At 71.6% G+C, this 15,567-nt stretch carries 11 protein-coding genes; 7 read left to right on the top strand and 4 right to left on the bottom strand.

Going from position 1 to position 15,567, the window contains the following annotated elements; all coding sequences use genetic code 11:
* Positions 1 to 39: 39 nt before the first annotated feature.
* The 3 genes from CLT71_RS33265 to CLT71_RS33255 all read left to right on the top strand — a co-directional run bounded on the left by CLT71_RS33265 (position 40) and on the right by CLT71_RS33255 (position 3,189).
* Positions 40 to 717: a hypothetical protein gene (locus tag CLT71_RS33265; RefSeq protein WP_143743704.1), complete on the top strand. Its 678-nt coding sequence runs from the start codon at positions 40 to 42 to the stop codon at positions 715 to 717.
* Positions 714 to 1,553 carry a class I SAM-dependent methyltransferase gene (locus CLT71_RS33260; RefSeq protein WP_101370578.1) on the top strand — a complete coding sequence of 280 codons (840 nt, stop codon included), beginning with the start codon at positions 714 to 716 and terminating at the stop codon, positions 1,551 to 1,553. Before CLT71_RS33265 ends, CLT71_RS33260 begins: the two co-directional genes overlap by 4 nt.
* A 154-nt stretch (positions 1,554 to 1,707) precedes the next feature.
* Entirely contained in the window at positions 1,708 to 3,189 is a 1,482-nt protein-coding gene (locus CLT71_RS33255) for a TIR domain-containing protein (RefSeq protein ID WP_101370577.1), read from the top strand.
* Positions 3,190 to 3,249: 60 nt separating this feature from the next.
* On the opposite strand, the gene CLT71_RS33250 is transcribed toward CLT71_RS33255, so the two are convergent.
* The 3 genes from CLT71_RS33250 to CLT71_RS38390 form a co-directional block, all read right to left on the bottom strand.
* Entirely contained in the window at positions 3,250 to 3,630 is a 381-nt protein-coding gene (locus CLT71_RS33250; RefSeq protein WP_101370576.1) for an integrase, read from the bottom strand.
* Positions 3,631 to 3,882: 252 nt separating this feature from the next.
* Positions 3,883 to 6,339 (bottom strand): M14 family zinc carboxypeptidase, encoded by a 2,457-nt coding sequence (locus CLT71_RS33245; protein ID WP_101370575.1) that lies wholly within the window; start codon positions 6,337 to 6,339, stop codon positions 3,883 to 3,885.
* A gap of 121 nt (positions 6,340 to 6,460) precedes the next feature.
* A complete protein-coding gene (locus CLT71_RS38390; RefSeq protein WP_369938690.1) occupies positions 6,461 to 6,541 on the bottom strand; it encodes a putative leader peptide in 81 nt (26 codons plus the stop codon).
* 344 nt (positions 6,542 to 6,885) lie between these two features.
* On the opposite strand from CLT71_RS38390, the gene CLT71_RS33240 reads away from it, so the two are divergent.
* The 3 genes from CLT71_RS33240 (at position 6,886) to CLT71_RS33230 (ending at position 10,065) form a co-directional block, all read left to right on the top strand.
* Positions 6,886 to 8,889 (top strand): glycoside hydrolase family 3 protein, encoded by a 2,004-nt coding sequence (locus CLT71_RS33240; protein ID WP_101370574.1) that lies wholly within the window; start codon positions 6,886 to 6,888, stop codon positions 8,887 to 8,889.
* 117 nt (positions 8,890 to 9,006) lie between these two features.
* Positions 9,007 to 9,312, top strand: a complete 306-nt coding sequence (locus CLT71_RS33235; RefSeq protein WP_143743703.1) for a hypothetical protein — start codon at positions 9,007 to 9,009, stop codon at positions 9,310 to 9,312.
* Between the two features lie 75 nt (positions 9,313 to 9,387).
* Positions 9,388 to 10,065 carry an SMI1/KNR4 family protein gene (locus CLT71_RS33230; protein WP_101370572.1) on the top strand — a complete coding sequence of 226 codons (678 nt, stop codon included), beginning with the start codon at positions 9,388 to 9,390 and terminating at the stop codon, positions 10,063 to 10,065.
* Between the two features lie 185 nt (positions 10,066 to 10,250).
* Here the strand turns inward: CLT71_RS33230 and CLT71_RS33225 are convergent, their stop codons facing one another.
* Entirely contained in the window at positions 10,251 to 13,103 is a 2,853-nt protein-coding gene (locus CLT71_RS33225; protein WP_486483746.1) for a glycoside hydrolase family 9 protein, read from the bottom strand.
* A gap of 805 nt (positions 13,104 to 13,908) precedes the next feature.
* On the opposite strand from CLT71_RS33225, the gene CLT71_RS33220 reads away from it, so the two are divergent.
* A complete protein-coding gene (locus CLT71_RS33220) occupies positions 13,909 to 15,486 on the top strand; it encodes an aldehyde dehydrogenase family protein (protein WP_101370570.1) in 1,578 nt (525 codons plus the stop codon).
* Positions 15,487 to 15,567: the final 81 nt, after the last annotated feature.

The following is a 15,567-nucleotide window of genomic DNA, read 5'->3' as shown; positions in this document are numbered from 1 at the left end:
ACATGAACAATATTTGCATTTTTTGAGGAAGTGACTGCGATGAACTACGCGACGCTGGAGCGGGCGATCCGGACCGAGCCACCCGAACGGGTCGCCGAGCTGGTCCGGACCATCTGGCTGGATCCGATCGCCGACGGCGAGTCGACGCTGTACGCGGTACGCCACCCGCTGGGCTTCGCCTGCCTGCCGGTGCTGCGCGACGGCGCGTACGGGATCTGTGTGCACCTGTTCGGCGAGCGCCGCACGCCGGTACGGCTCTCCGTCTCGCCGTTCCACTGCCACAGTTGGGACCTGCTCAGTCACGTCCTCTACGGAGCCGTCGGCAACCAGCACGTGACGGTGTCGCCCGGCAGCACGTACCGGGTGTTCGACACCCGCAGCACGTCGACCGGGGACCGGCTGGTCCCCACGGCGCGTACCGTGGACGCCGTGGCCGGTGCACCGGACTACTGGACGGCCGGCAACGCGTACGAGTTGGCCGCCGGGCTGTTCCACGCGTCGACGGTCGCCGGTGGGGCACCCGCCGCCACCGTCGTACTCGGCAGGCACCACCCGGACCGGCCGGACCTGACCCTCGGCGGCCTGGACACACCCGCGCACCGACTGACCCGGCGGCTGCACAGCCGTACCGAGACGATCTCGCTGGCCCGGACCGCGCTCGACCGGTTGGCGGTGGACGCGGTGGCGGACCGGCTGGTGTCCTCCGGCCGACCATGACCGGCGGTGGTCCCGCCGCCGCGCGGGAGGCGAACAGCCGCTGCTACGGCGACGGCCGGTCGACCCGGGACTACCTCGACGACCCCTACCACGCGGTACGCCGCCAGCTCGTCGGCGAGGCGCTGATCGACGCCGTCCACCAGCTCGACGCGGCCGGGGCCGTCGACGCGCACGGAGCCGGTCGCGGAGGTGGCGGGGGCGGCCCGGCCGGGGCCGTCGACGCGTATGGCGGCCCGGCCGGGACCTCCGGGGTCGGCATCCTGCTGGAACTGGGCTGCGGCGCGCAGAGCGTCTTCGACGGGCTGCCCGAGCTGCGTCGGCCGACAGTGGTGGCGGACCTGTCCTGGTCGGCCCTGGCGGAGCTGAAGGACGGCCGGCACCACCCGATCCGGCTGGACGTCAGTCAGCCGCTGCCACTGGCCGACCGCTCGGCGGCCGGGGTGGTCGCCGCCGAGCTGATCGAGCACCTGTACCACCCGGGGCAGTTGCTGGCCGAGATCGCCCGGGTGCTCCGGCCCGGCGGCGCGCTGGTGCTGAGTACCCCGAACCTGGCGACCCTGCAGGATCGGATCCGGTTCCTCTTCGGCCGCTCCCCCCGGCAGATCGATCCGATGCACCACTACCTGCACCTGCACATCCGCCCGTTCACCGCGCAGTTGCTGCGCCGGATGCTGCGGACCGCCGGCTTCGTCGACGTCTCGATCAGGTCGAACTACGTCGGCGTCTGCGTCGGGCGGGGCCGCTGGCTCCAGTCCCGGCTGCTGGCCCGGCTCTTCCCGAGTCTCGGCGGCTCGCTGATCGCCACCGCCCGGCGCCCGGCCGCGGACGATCTCTGACCGCCTCCGGCAGGGAAACGGGCACTTCCCGGCGACCGACAACCGGTCCCCGGCACAATGCGGCCGGCGGCCGTGCACCATCCGCGCAGCAGACATCGACGTCGATCCGGAATGGCGTTCACCTGACGGCCGGCGGCCGGGCAGACTTGGCCGTATGACCGCCCACTTCGGACGCCCCCCCGGTGCGGCTCACTTTCTGATCAGTTATTCACCGGCGGACGAGCGGTGGGCGACCTGGATCGCGTGGGAGTTGGAACTCGCGGGCTACCGGACGATCCTCCAGGCGTGGGATTTCGTGCCCGGAACGAACTTCATCGACTTCATGGACCGGGCGATCCGGGAGTCCGCCGCCGTCATCGCGGTGCTTTCGAACAACTATCTCCACTCCCGCTACGGCCGGCTGGAATGGCAGGCGGCGTTCCGGAGCTCGCCGGACGACCCGCAGCGGCGGCTGATCACCGTCCGGATCGAGGACTTCGACCCGGACGGCCTGCTGGCCACCATCACCTACGTCGACCTGGTCGGCGCCGCCGACGAGCGGGACGCCCGGCACCGGCTGCTGCGCCGGGTCGGCGAGGCGGTACGCGGGCGGGCCAAACCCTCGGTCGGGCCGGGGTTTCCGCCGACTCCCGGCGCCCGCCCGAAGCCCCCGACCGGTACGCCCGACCCGTCGACCGGGCTACCACCGCCGCAGGTCGCCGCGCACCATCCCCGGCTGCGGGTACGCCATCCGCCGCACTACCCACCGGACCGGCCGGCCACCCGGACCAGGAACGCCGAGGTGACGGTGCTGCACCTGCCCGGCCCCCGGTTCGCCCGTCAGCCCGCCGGGGAACCCGTCCCGCACCAGCAGGCCAAGGAACTGCTCGAAGCGCTAAGCGTCGGCCTCGACCGGCTGGTCGCCACCGGCGGGACCCGGCCGGACGCGCTGCTGATCAGCGGCGACCTGACCGCAGCCGGCGGCATCCGCGAGTTCGACGAGGTGTTGACCTTCCTGACCCGACTGCGCGGCATCCTCGACCTGGACCCGCACCGCATCGCGGTGGTACCCGGCCCGAGAGACGTCAACCTGGCGGCCTGCCGGGCGTACTTCGCCAGTTGCGAGGCGGACGAGGTGCTGCCGCAGCCGCCGTACTGGGACAAGTGGCGGCACTATTTCCGGTTCTTCGCGGAACTGTACGACGGGGTGGCCGGGCCGGCATTCGATCGGCATCAGCCGTGGAGCGTGTTCGAGATGCCGGACCTCAATCTGGTGGTCGCCGGAATCAATTCGACAATGGCGTTGAGCCATCGGCCGGCCGACCACCACGGGATGGTCGGGGACGCGCAACTGCACTGGCTCACCCGGCGACTCGACCAGTACCGGTCGGCCGGCTGGCTGACCGCCGGGCTGATCGGCCATCCCGTCGCGGCAGCCGCCCCCGGTGCAGTTCGGGACGCCGGGTACGTCACGGCGCTGCTGGCGCCCCGACTGCACCTGCTCGTGACACCGCCGGTCCCGGCCGGGCGGGACCCGGCCCGGGTCGGCGCCGGCACGACCCTGATCCGGCTGGCCGTGGCCACGGCCGGCGAATCCGGGCTGATCGACAACGCCCGACCGGCGGTGGTCGAATCGACGCCACTGCCGATCCGCTGAGTAGCGTCAGCGGCCGCACCGTCGGCCTTCGGGCGGGCCGCGAGCCGCCCGGCGGGAGCGTCAGGTCCGCTGGGCGAGCAGCAGTAGGTCGGTGACGACGAATCCGGGCAGCGACAGTGCCTCGGCGTGCCCGGGACCGGCCAGCACGAAGGTGCCGCCGATCTCGTCCGGCCGCCAGCCGTGCGCGAGGGCGTGGTCGATCACCGCCCGTACGTGCGCCGACGCCGGGTACGCCCCATCGACGACCGCCGGGTCGCCCCAGGCCGAGCGGGGTGCCGTGGAGAGAAGGTCAACCTGGAGCACCTGGCTGTTCTTGCCGGCGCCCCAGACCCGTACCCGGATGCACCGGCTCAGCCCCTGATCGGCCCGGACCTCGCCGATCCGGGCCGTCCAGGTGAACTGCCGGTCGTGGGCGTAGAGCCGCCGCAGTCTGTTCCGCACGGGATTCTCACCCTTTCCTGATTTCGTGCCATCGCGGCGCGGCTTCCACCCCACCGGCGCTCCGGTCCGCTTGACTGCCGAGGGTACGACGTCCCCGGCGCCGGGGTGCGACGTTTCCGGTGCCGGGTGCGACGTTCCCGGTGCCGGCCACTGTGCACCGGAGCCGGCCGGGGCCGGCGGGTCTGCGAAGCTGCGGGGCAGACCCGCCGGTGCCGACCGGCCCCGGACCGGAGACGAACGGGCCGGCGCGGGTCAGCGCTGGGCGGCCCAGAGCAGGGCCCGGCCCAACTGCGAGTGCAGGCCCTTGGGGTGCAGCCGGAACGTCGGGTCCGTACCGAAGAGCACCACGCCGTTGCCGGCGGGGCTCACCGCCCGGACGATGCTGGCCTGCCCGGCCGCCGCGGCCTGCCCGTTGGTGCCGGCCGCGTTCGGCGCCCACCAGCCGGCGAGCAGCGGGTCGGCGGCGTACGACTGCTCCACAGTGACCCCGGCACCCAGCTCGGTGAACCAGACCGGCTGGCTGATGAACGCGTGCGGGATCGCACCCGCCGTCACCGGCCCGCCCCGGTTGACGATGTTCGCCACCCCGCTGGCCAGGCTCGCCCCGGCGGTGGCGGTGACGCCCAGCAGTCCGGTGGCGTTGCCGAAGCCCGCCCCGGCGGTACCCAGCCCGACCACCCCGCCGCCCCGGGCCAGGAACGCGTCCAGCGCGGCCCGGTTCTCCGGGGTCAGGGTCGCCAGGCTGACGGTGCTCGCCACCAGCAGCACGTCGACGTCGGCGGTCAGCGTCGTGGCCAGCGTGGTCGCGGTGAGCGCGCGGGCCTCGAAGCCGGTGTCGAGCAGGGTGTCCCGCTCCTCGACGGTGCCGAGGTAGCCGACGACCACCTCGTCCAGCAGGGTGCCCTGCCAGCGGGCCGGAGCGCGGGTGAAGGTGACGGCGTGTTCGCGGACCTCGGCCCGGGCCAGCCTGCGGTTGACCGGGGTGCCGGGGACCACCACCGAACCGTCGGCCAGCCGGTAGACCTTGACGCCGCTGTCGAGCAGGGAATTGACCGCGAGCAGGTCGGCACCGTCCTGGATGTCCAGTCGCAGGTCGCCGTTGCCGGCCGGCAGGTCGCCGTCGGCGGTGCCGTCGTAGGTCCGCACGAGGCGTACGTCGGGGAGCCGCTTCCACAGGGTGTCGACGGTGGCGCCCCAGGTCAGCCCCTGGCTCCAGGCGGCCGGGCCGGCGTAGAGGTCGTCCACCCGTCCGGTCAGGTCGATTCCGGGTTCGAGCAGCGAGTTGACCAGTCCGCGCTTGGGCTGGTGCATGTCGATCACGTAGGAGCCGGCCAGGTAGGACTTCCCGTCCACCCGGAAGTCCTGCCTGGCCTGCCAGACCCGGCCGCCGCTGCCGACCAGCAGGTCGACCAGGCGGGCCGCGGCGGGCTCGGAGTGCTGGCCGGGACCGGTCGGGATCACGTACGCCCGGGGGAAGGTGGTGCGGTAGTCGTCCTCCGGACCCCAGCCCGGCACGTACCCGTCCGGAATGTCGCGCAGCGGCTCACCGGCCCAGCCGCGCCGGTAGACCTCGGCCTGGTCGTGGATAACCTGGTCGCGATGTTCCTGGATGTACCGCAGCGAGGTCTTGATCGCCACCTCGTGCACGTCGGTGTTGATCCCGGAGCGGCGTACCCGCTCCTCCGGGGTGAGATTGCCGCGCGGGTTGAGCGGCGCCTCGATGGTGTACGGGATGCTGCTCTGCAACATCGCGAACGACGGTACGTAGATCGGCGGGAAGTCGTCCCAGACACCGGGCTCGTCGTCCCGGAACGGGATCCGGGCACGCTGCGTCTCCGGGTGACCGAGGGCACGCAGGTCCTCCTCGATCGCCAGCGCGTTCGGCAGCCCGTGCTTGATGTAGAGGTCGTACTCGTTGTTGACGTTGTGCGGCGGGGTGCTCGGGTGCAGCAGCGTCGGGTTGACGTACCCGTGCAGGTCGAGCGTGATGATCGGCTTGGTGTCGACGATCAGCTCGCGGATCAGGTTGGTCTCCGGCTGCGCCACGATGGTCAGGTCGCGGTTGAGGTCGTAGCCGGCGGCGTTCTGCCGGGTGCCGGCGATCCGACCGTCCGGGTTGGAGGTGATGTTGAAGACCAGCCGGTTGCGCCGAAGCAGCGTGACGACCGCCGGGTCGGTGCTGGTCGCGTACTCCTCGATCACCCGCAGCGCGGCGTCGGTGCCCTCCCACTCGTTGCCGTGGATGTTGGCGTTGACGAAGAGCGGGGTCTTGTAGTCGCGGAGCAGCCGGCGGTCGGTGCGGGCCCGGACCGGCTCCTCCTCGATGAGGCGCTTCCACTCCTCCTGCTGGCGTGCCTCGGCGCGGCTCTCCGGCGCGGTGACGGTGACCGCGTAGAGGTCGTGCCCGCCGGAGGACTTCCCGGCCACCCGGGCGGAGACCCGGTCGCTGGCCTTCTGCAACGCGTTCAGCTTCGGCGCGATCTCGTCGTACGGCGTGACGCCGATCGGGATCGACGCGTCGTTCGGGTTGTCCGGCCAGACCGGCAGCACGTTCTGCCGGGGGTAGCCCTTGATGTCGGAGAGGTTGCCGGGCCGGGCCGGTACGTCCGGCAGCGCGGAGGCGGCCGCCGGGCCGGTCCAGACCAGTGTGCCGAGCAGCGCGGCGGCGAGCGCCGCGGCGGCGGGTCGGGGATGCGAACGTCTGAGCATGAAGGAGACTTCTCCTATCGGAATAGCGGGGTTGCCGCACAGACGGACGCGCCACGCAGGGCCGGAGACCTACGGGTCGGGAAACGCCGCCGGCATGGCGGGAACGGACTGGAGCCCGGCGTCAGAGGGACGGTCGACAGGCGGCGCTGGCGACGCGCAGGAGGTCGATGTGACCCCGCTTGGTCAGAAAGGCGCTTCGCACAAAGTAGATCTTGATAGAGCGCCGACGTTCTGTCAACCGTCCATCAACTGGCTGCGACGGCCGGCGGCCGATCACTCAGTCCCCGGCCGGCCCGGCCGGGGTAGCCCGGTCCACCGTGCCGAGACCGTGCACCTCGGGAATCCCCGCACCGGAGAACGCGGGTCACCGTCACGGCTACCGATCAGTTGCCGTTTCACCCCACTAAATCACCACTAAGGCGGACGAACACTCCCGGAAAGAGCGCTCTCAGGAAGGAACCTTTACAATTTGATATTGACGCCGCCTTATGTTCACCGGAAGGATCGGGCGTGGCGCGCACCCCGACTTCGTTCTGGAGGCACGACATGCGTCCACACTGGCGATCCCGAACACCACTGATAACCCTGCTCACCGGGCTACTGGTCGTCTCCCTGCTCCCCGCTGGCGGTGCGGCGGCGGCGCCGGAGACCACCGCCACCGGATCCTCGGCCGGGCACGGCGGCAAGCCCGACTACCGCAACCCCAGGCTGCCGATCGACCGACGGGTCGCCGACCTGCTCCGCCGGATGACCCTGGAAGAGAAGGTCGGCCAGATGGCCCAGGCCGAGCGGTTGGCGGTGGACGCCGACCCGACGCTCGTCGCCCAGTGGGGGCTCGGTTCGCTGCTCTCCGGCGGCGGTTCCGTCCCCACCCCGAACACCCCGGAAGCCTGGGTGTCGATGATCAACAACTTCCAGCGGCAGGCGCTGAGCACCCGGCTGGGCATCCCGATCATCTACGGCGTCGACGCGGTGCACGGACACTCCAACGTCTACGGCGCCACCGTCTTCCCGCACAACATCGGCCTCGGCGCGACCCGCAACCCGGAACTCGTCCGGCAGATCGGCAAGGCGACCGGCGAGGAGGTGAAGGCCACCGGCATCCCGTGGAACTTCGCCCCCTGCCTCTGTGTCTCCCGGGACGAGCGCTGGGGCCGGGCGTACGAGGCGTTCAGCGAGGAACCGAAGCTGGTCGGTGAGATGAGCAGTTACGTCGACGGGCTGCGCGACGCAGGCGTACTCGCCACCATCAAGCACTACGCCGGAGACGGCGACACCGAGTACGACCAGGCCGCCGCCGACGCCAACGAGAGCCTCCCGCCCGGCTCCCAGCGGTACGTCATCGACCAGGGCGTCACCGTCACCACCCGGGCCGACTTCGCCCGTACCAACCTGGCACCGTTCTGGACGGCGCTGCGCCGGTACGACGTGGACAGCGTGATGCCCTCCTTCTCCAGCGTGGACTGGATCGAGGACGGCGTCGGCAACCCGGTCAAGATGCACGCGCACAAGGAGCTGCTCACCGACGTGCTCAAGGGGGCGCAGCGGTTCAAGGGCTTCGTCGTCTCGGACTGGGAGGGCATCCACCAGATCCCCGACCCGGACGAGCCGACAGTGGCCGGGCTGACCGCGTACAAGGTGCGGACCTCGGTCAACGCCGGCATCGACATGTTCATGGTGCCGAACAACGCCAAGCAGTTCATCGACCTGCTGCTCGCCGAGGTACGGGCCGGCCGGGTCAGCCAGGCCCGGATCGACGACGCGGTACGCCGCATCCTGCGCGCCAAGTTCGAGATCGGCCTCTTCGAGCGCCCGTACGCCTCCAGCGACGACGTCGACGAGGTCGGCAGCCGCGAGCACCGGGCACTGGCCCGACAGGCGGTGGCCGAGTCGCAGGTGCTGTTGAAGAACAGCAACCGGGCGCTGCCGCTGCGTAAGGACGCCAAGATCTACGTCGCCGGGCGGAATGCCGACGACATCGGCAACCAGGCCGGTGGCTGGACCATCACCTGGCAGGGCGCCTCCGGTGACATCATCCCGGGCACCACCATCCTGGAGGGGATCCGCGAGGTGGCGCCGCGCGCGAAGGTCACCTACAGCGCGGACGGCTCCGCCCCGACCGCCGGTTCGGACGTCGCCGTCGTGGTGGTCGGCGAGACGCCGTACACCGAGGGTTTCGGTGACGTCGGCGGGCCGGAGTGCGGCTGGTGCACCACGCCGCAGCAGGAGGAGAAGTCGCTCTCCCTCCAGCCCGGTGACAAGGCGGTCGTCGACAAGGTCTGCGGGGCGATCGACACCTGCGTGGTGCTCATCGTCTCGGGCCGGCCGCAGGTGGTCACCGACCAGCTCGGTCAGATGGACGCGCTCGTCGCCTCCTGGTTGCCCGGCAGCGAGGGGGCCGGGGTCGCCGACGTGCTCTTCGGCAGGCGCCCGTTCACCGGCAAGCTCTCGGTGAGCTGGCCGCGCAGCGAGGCGCAGGTGCCGATCAACATCGGCGACCGGAACTACCGCCCGCTCTTCCCGTACGGGTACGGCCTGCGTACCCGCTGACCGGTCCGACGAGTCCCCGCCGCCGGTTCCCCTCACCGGGCACCGGCGGCGGGGCCGCCCGGAGCCGAGACAGCACCGCGCGCACGCATCCGAGGCCACCTGCTTGAATGACCTGCCATGGATTCCTGGTTGGTTCTCCTCGTCGCTGTCCCGCTCCTCGTGCTGCTGATGACGGAGCTGTCGTCGGCGGGGCGGCGCCAGCGGGAGACCGCCGCCCGACTCCGCCGGGTCGAGGCCAAACTCGACCTGGTCGTGGCACACCTCGGCCTCACCCTGCCCGAGCCGGCGCTGCCGGAGGTGGTGGCGCACCTCGAACGGGGGCAGAGGATCGCCGCTGTCAAGGCGTACCGGGAGGCGACCGGCGAGGGGTTGCGGGAGGCCAAGGAGGCGGTGGACCGACTCGCCGCCGAGCGCGGACTCTGACCGGCTCCGGGCCGTCGCCGTCCGGGGCGGCAGCGGGTACGGATCCCGTCCGACCGCCCCGGTAGGGTCCGGGCCGTGACGAACATCGACTGGTCCGGGGTACGCGACCGGGTGGCCGCACTCTCCGCCACGCCCGAGGCCAAAGTCTTCGGCGCCAACGGCCACCACTGGCTGCTCGAACCGCCCCTGCGGCCCGCCGAGTTGGCGGAGGTCGAGGAACAGCTCGGCGTACGGCTGCCGGACGACTACCGCGGTTTCCTGCTGGAGGTGAGCCGGGGCGGTGCCGGCCCGTTCTACGGGCTGTTCCCGCTGCGCCGGGTGGACGGCCGCTGGCACTGGGAGGGTGACGGCGGCAACCTCACCGAGATCGACACTCTCACCGAGCCGTTTCCGCACACCGCTGCGGTCAACCCGGCCGCCGACCTGCCGGAGCCACCGGACGAGGAGGACTTCGACAGCGTCGAGGAGTTCAACGCGGCCGAGGACGCCTACTGGGAGCACCACGACCGGGTGGCGTACGACCCGAAGCACACCGTCGGCGCCGTCTACCTGTGCCACCTCGGCTGCGCGTACCGGCACATGCTCGTGGTCAGCGGCCCGGAGCGCGGCTGGATGTGGGCCGACGACACTGCCGACGACGGCGGCTTCAGTCCGCTGGCCGGGCCGCAGGGCGAGCGGATCGGCTTCGCCCGGTGGTATCTCGACTGGCTCGACGAGGCGACCGCCAAGGCCGCCGAACCGCTGCACGGATAGCCGCCCACCGGGCCGAGCCAGCCGCACCCACGGACCGGGACAGCAGTGCCCCGGACCGAGCCACCGCATCCACGAACCGGACAGCCGTGCAACCGGACCGGGGCGGTCGTCCGCCGGACCGGGGCCGTCGGGCAGCCTGCTGGTTACCGCCCGACGGCCCCGGCGGGGACCGGCCGTGGGACGGATCAGCCGGTCGCGCAGGCCACGCCGTTGAGCGTGAACGACGTTGGCCGGGGGTTGCTGCCGGTGTGTGTGCCGTTGAATCCGAAACTGGTCGAGGCGCCCGGTGCGAGCGTGCCGTTGTAGCCGAGGTTGGTGGCGGTGACCGCCGTACCGGACTGGGTCACCGTCGCTGACCAGGCCTGGGTGATCCGTTGCCCGGCGGTGAGGGCGAAGGCGAGCGTCCAGCCGTTCACAGTGGCCGTCCCGGTGTTGGTGATCGTGACGGTGCCGCTGAACCCGGTGTTCCAGTCGTTGCCGGTCCAGCCGATCCGGCAGCCGCCGGCCGGTGCGCTCGGGGTGGTCACCGAGACCGGCGGTGACGGCGCCGAGACGTTGCCGGCCGCGTCGACGGCGACCACGTAGAACTGGTACGTGCTGCCGGCCGTCAGCCCGCTGACCGCGAACGTGGGCGTGGTCGGCGAGCCGAGCAGGGCATCTGTGGCGCCGGCCTCCCGGTAGACCCGGTAGCCGGTGACGCCCACGTCGTCGGTCGGGGCGGTCCAGCTCAGGGTGGCGCCGGTCGCCGTCACCGCCGAGGCGGTCGGGGTGCCGGGCGTACCCGGTGGGGTGGTGTCGCCGGTCCCGGCCGGACTGGTGGTCACCGAGACCGGCGCGGAGGCCGTCGAGCGGTTGCCGGCGGCATCCCTGGCCACCACGTAGAACTGGTACGCCGTCTCGGCGACCAGCCCGGTCACCGCGAAGGTCGGGGTGGCCGCCGAGCCGAGCAGGACGTCGGTGGCGCCGTTCTCCCGGTAGACGTCGTAGCCGGCGACCCCGACGTTGTCGGTCGAGGCGGCCCAGCTCAGGGTGGCGCCGGTGGCGGTCACCGCGCTGGCGGTCGGGGTGCCCGGGGTGCTCGGCGCGGTGGTGTCCGGTGTGGACGGTGCCGGTTCGGCGCCCCAGATCAGCGAGCCGCCCTCGTAGAGCGCCACCTTCGGGTTCGGCCCGGCGGTGGCCTGGTACGACGGGTCGTTGCTCGGATCCCAGGTGCCCCCCTCGGGTACGCCGATCTTGAACTGCACCTCCATCCGGTGCGCCGACTGGCCGGCCGGGGCGATCGTGTGACCGGAACAGTCGACCTCGACGTACCAGATGTCGCCGGAGAGTTGCCGGGCGGCGGTCGGTGCCGGGCAGCCCTGGGTGTAGCCACTCGTCACCTGGATCGCGCTGCTTCCCTCGGGCCGGAAGTAGTACCGGAACGAGGAGTCGGTGAGCGCCCGGGCCGGGAAGGCGGACTTGTTGTAGACGATCGCCTTGATCCCGGTGGCCCTCGGCTCGGCCTGCATCACGGTGGTCTCCACGGTGATCTCGTCGATGTCCGGCCGCTCGGTCGGCGGGAAGCCGGCCAGCGGCGTGCCGCCGTACTCGGAGACGAGCCGGGCCAGCGCGGAGGTGAGTCCGGCGTTGTAGTCGGTGGCGACCTCGTTCATCACGTAGTCGCTCCGGCTGTCGGTGTAGGCGTCGTTGGGCGAGGACGGGCCGCCGACCAGGGCACCGTAGAGGGTGTGCCGGGTCGCCTCCGGCACCTGCATGCTGTCCCACCAGGAGCCGTGCGCGGTGCGGTGGTGCGGGTTGCGCGGCGGGTTGGCCCCGAAGCCGATCATGTAGCTGGAGTTGCGCGGGTTGTCGCCGAGGGCGTAGTCGATCTGCCGGACCGCGAAGTCGTGGTAGCGGGCCTTCCGGGTCGCGTCGGTGGTCTTGTCGCTATAGACGAGGGCCGCGAACGCGGTGTTGGCGGCGTACCGCAGCGCGCCCCAGGTGTCGAGCACCGCCATCCCGCCCGGTGAGGTACGCACCTTCTCGCCGTTCACCCCGACGGTCCAGTAGTCGAGCCAGCGGTTGGCGTCGTCCACGTACTTCTGCTTGCCGGTCAGGTTGGCCAGCAGCACGTACGCGCCGAACTGCTTGTTGTCCCAGGCCACCGTCCACTTGTACATCCGGGTGCTGGACTGCTGCTCGGTGCCGAGCCGGTCGTACTCGGTCTCCGCCTTGGTCAGGTAGCTGGCGTCCCCGGTGGCCCGGTAGAGCCAGATCGCGCCCCAGACGAGTTCGTCCTGGTATCCGCTCCACGACCGGTAGAAGCTCGTGGCGTCGGTGATGCACTCGTGGTAGGCCCGGCGCACGGTGTCGGCGAAGGTGTAGAGCTGGCGGGCGTGCGTGACCAGCCGGTCCGCGTAGGCCGGGTCGGTGGGTCGGAACACCATCGAGGAGGCGGCCATCGCCGCCGCCGTCTCGCCGGCCAGGTCCGAGCCGCCACAACTGGCATCGATCTTGTACGCCGGCCGCGCCATCGGCATCACCTCGGCCGGTCCCCACCACTTGTGGTCGTCGTCGCCCTTGCCGATCTGTCCGTAGAGGACATTCGCCGACGGGTGCGCCCGGATGAAGTAGTCGTTCACGAAGCGCAGGTTGTTGAGCAGGTGCGGGAGTTGGCCGGCGGCCTGGTAGCCGCTGCGGTACTCGACGGCGCCCCAGGCCAGCATGGTGGTGCTGAACGCCATCGGGAAGCCGAACTTGACGTGGTCACCGGCGTCGTACCAGCCGCCGGTGAGGTCCAGTCCGACGCCGGAGCCGTCGGTCAGCGCCGAGTCGCCGCGCCAGGAGACCCGGTTCCACTCGGGCAGCGGGCCGGACTGCTGTGCCTCGTAGAAGAAGAGCGACTTCTGGAGTGCCTCGGCGTAGTTGAAGGCCGGGGCGGCGGCCAGCGCCGGTCCGGCCCCGCTCGTCGTGCCGTCGGGCTGGATGGCGGCGGCCGGGGCGGCCCCGGCCAGCACCAGCGCGGCGGCGGCGGCCAGCGCCGTGGCGCCGGCGGCCACCGCCCGGAGGTACCAGCGGCCCGGCCGCTGGCCGCGGTCGGGCCGCTGCCGGCCGTCTGGTCGCTGCCGACCGTCGAGGCGTTGCCGGGCGCCTGGCTTGGGTCGGGGACCGGGCCGGGGACGTTGCCCGTTCGGCCGGGCCGGGGCGATGCGGTCGCGCACTAGAATTGCTCCTGTCCGTGGAGCCGCGCGCGGCGACGCGTAGCGGAGGACACGAGGGGCGGATGTGGGCGCATCCGCCCCTCTCCCTGCGCGGTGCACGACGCGGGTGCTGGGCTGGGAAAACCGTGCTGCGGTGGTGCCGGGGCGAGGGGGTTGGAGCTCGGTCCATCGGAGCCCCGGGAGCGCTCCCATGGATAGCCAACAATGTAACCGCGCCATTGCCGGTTTGTGAAGGACCCAAACCGGCGACACCTGCCGTCGGTACGTCAAGCATCGGGTCACCGGGAAGTCCAGAGGAAAGCCCTTTCCTGTCGATTGACGATACTCACACCATCCAACGGCCTCGATGAGATTCGAGCGTTCTGGCAGCTCAGCGCGCTGAGTCGCGACTCAACCGGCCGGAGATCGGGGCCACCTGGCGGAACCGGTGTCCTGGGATACGAGCGTACGGTTGCCGCCGCCGCTCGCCCCGGGAGAAGGTACGGCCAGATTAGGGAGACAAAACCCCAGATCAGCGGTGCCATCGACGCCGCCGCGCGCTGATCGTTCCGGCCCCTGGCGAGTCGCTCGGGCTTCGGCGAGGCTCCGGCCTTCGGCGAGGACAGCGACGGGTCAGCCGGCCGACAACTCCGAGGAGACAGCGATGGCACTGCGCCTTGCCGACGGCACCGACTGGTCGGGGACCCTGACCCGGGCGGTGCGGGCGACCCCCGAAGCGTTCACTCTCGACACCGACCCGTCCGGCGGCACCGTCACCCTGCGCAACCTGATCGAGGGTGCCTGGCAACCACTCGGTACGCCGAGCCCGGTGCGTACCCCGGTGGACAACACCGTACTGGTGAACCTCGCCCGGCTGGACGCGGAGTCGGCCCGGGCCGCCGTCGCGTTCGCCGCCGACGAGCACCGCGACTGGGCCGGCACCCCACTGGCCGACCGCAAGGCCCGGGTCGTCGAGGCACTCGAGGCGCTGACCGAGCACCGGGACCTGCTGGCCCTGCTGCTGGTCTGGGAGATCGGCAAGCCGTGGCGGCTCGCCTGCGCCGATGTGGACCGGGCGCTCGACGGCGTGCGGTGGTACGTCGAGGAGATCGACCGGATGCTCGCCGACGGCCGGGAGCCGCTGGCCGGCCCGGTCAGCAACATCGCGAGCTGGAACTACCCGATGAGTGTGCTGGTGCACGCCGAACTGGTGCAGCTGCTCGCCGGCAACGCGGTGATCGCCAAGACGCCGTCCCAGGGCGGAGCGGTCTGCCTCACCGTGGCGCACGCGCTGATGCGCCGGGCCGGGCTGCCCGCCACCCTGCTCAGCGGCGGCGGCGAGGAACTCTCCGAGGTACTCGTCCGGGCACCCGAGATCGGCGCGGTGGCCTTCGTCGGCGGCCGCTCCAACGGTGGCAAGGTCGCCGCAGCGCTGCTCGACACCGACAAGCGGCACATGATCGAGCAGGAGGGGCTGAACGCCTGGGGCATCTGGGACTTCTCCGGCTGGGAAGCCCTCGCCAAGCACCTGAAGAAGGGCTTCGAGTACGGCAAGCAGCGCTGTACGGCGTACCCGCGTTTCGTGGTGCAGCGGGACCTGGTCGACCAGTTCCTCGACATGTACCTGCCGGTGGTCCGCTCCGTCCGGTTCGGCCACCCGCTGGCCGTCGACGGGACCTGGGCCGAGGGCGATCCGCTGCCCGACCTCGACTTCGGCCCGCTGATCAGCGCCGCCAAGGCCGACGAGTTGCGCCGCAAGGTGGACGAGGCGGTACGCGGCGGTGCCGTGCCGCTGTACCGGGGCAGGCTCGACGGCGCGCCGTTCCTGTCCGGGCAGGACACCTCGGCGTACGTGGCCCCGTCGGTGCTGCTGGCTCCGCCCGGCCGGTCCCGGCTGATGCACACCGAGCCGTTCGGCCCGGTCGACACCATCGTGGTGGTGGACACCCCGGACGAGTTGCTGGCCGCGATGAACGCCAGCAACGGCGCCCTGGTGGCGAGCCTCGCCTGCGACGACGAGGAGACGGCGGCGAAGCTCGCGGTCGACCTCCAGGCGTTCAAGGTCGGCATCAACAAGCCCCGGTCCCGGGGTGACCGGGACGAGCCGTTCGGCGGCCGGGGCGCCTCCTGGAAGGGCGCCTTCGTCGGCGGGGACCTGCTGGTGCAGGCGGTCACCGTCAACTCCTCCGCCCAGCGGCTGTACGGCAACTTCCCGGACTACACCAGCTACCCGGCCACCTGAGAGCGGGCTGTCGGACCCCGACGGAAGAGGGGTCCCTCCGGCCGTCCTACCGGAGGGACCCCTCTTCCGTGCCCCAGACAG

This window comes from Plantactinospora sp. CNZ320, assembly GCF_002846275.1.
Note: the sequence above shows the minus strand (reverse complement) of the source record. Positions and strands in the feature narration are given on the sequence as shown.

Coding starts and splice junctions, on each gene's coding strand:
- CLT71_RS33265 (WP_143743704.1), top strand. CDS start 40: ATGAACTACGCGACGCTGGAGCGGGCGATCCGGACCGAGCCACCCGAA.
- CLT71_RS33260 (WP_101370578.1), top strand. CDS start 714: ATGACCGGCGGTGGTCCCGCCGCCGCGCGGGAGGCGAACAGCCGCTGC.
- CLT71_RS33255 (WP_101370577.1), top strand. CDS start 1,708: ATGACCGCCCACTTCGGACGCCCCCCCGGTGCGGCTCACTTTCTGATC.
- CLT71_RS33245 (WP_101370575.1), bottom strand. CDS start 6,339: ATGCTCAGACGTTCGCATCCCCGACCCGCCGCCGCGGCGCTCGCCGCC.
- CLT71_RS33240 (WP_101370574.1), top strand. CDS start 6,886: ATGCGTCCACACTGGCGATCCCGAACACCACTGATAACCCTGCTCACC.
- CLT71_RS33235 (WP_143743703.1), top strand. CDS start 9,007: ATGGATTCCTGGTTGGTTCTCCTCGTCGCTGTCCCGCTCCTCGTGCTG.
- CLT71_RS33220 (WP_101370570.1), top strand. CDS start 13,909: ATGGCACTGCGCCTTGCCGACGGCACCGACTGGTCGGGGACCCTGACC.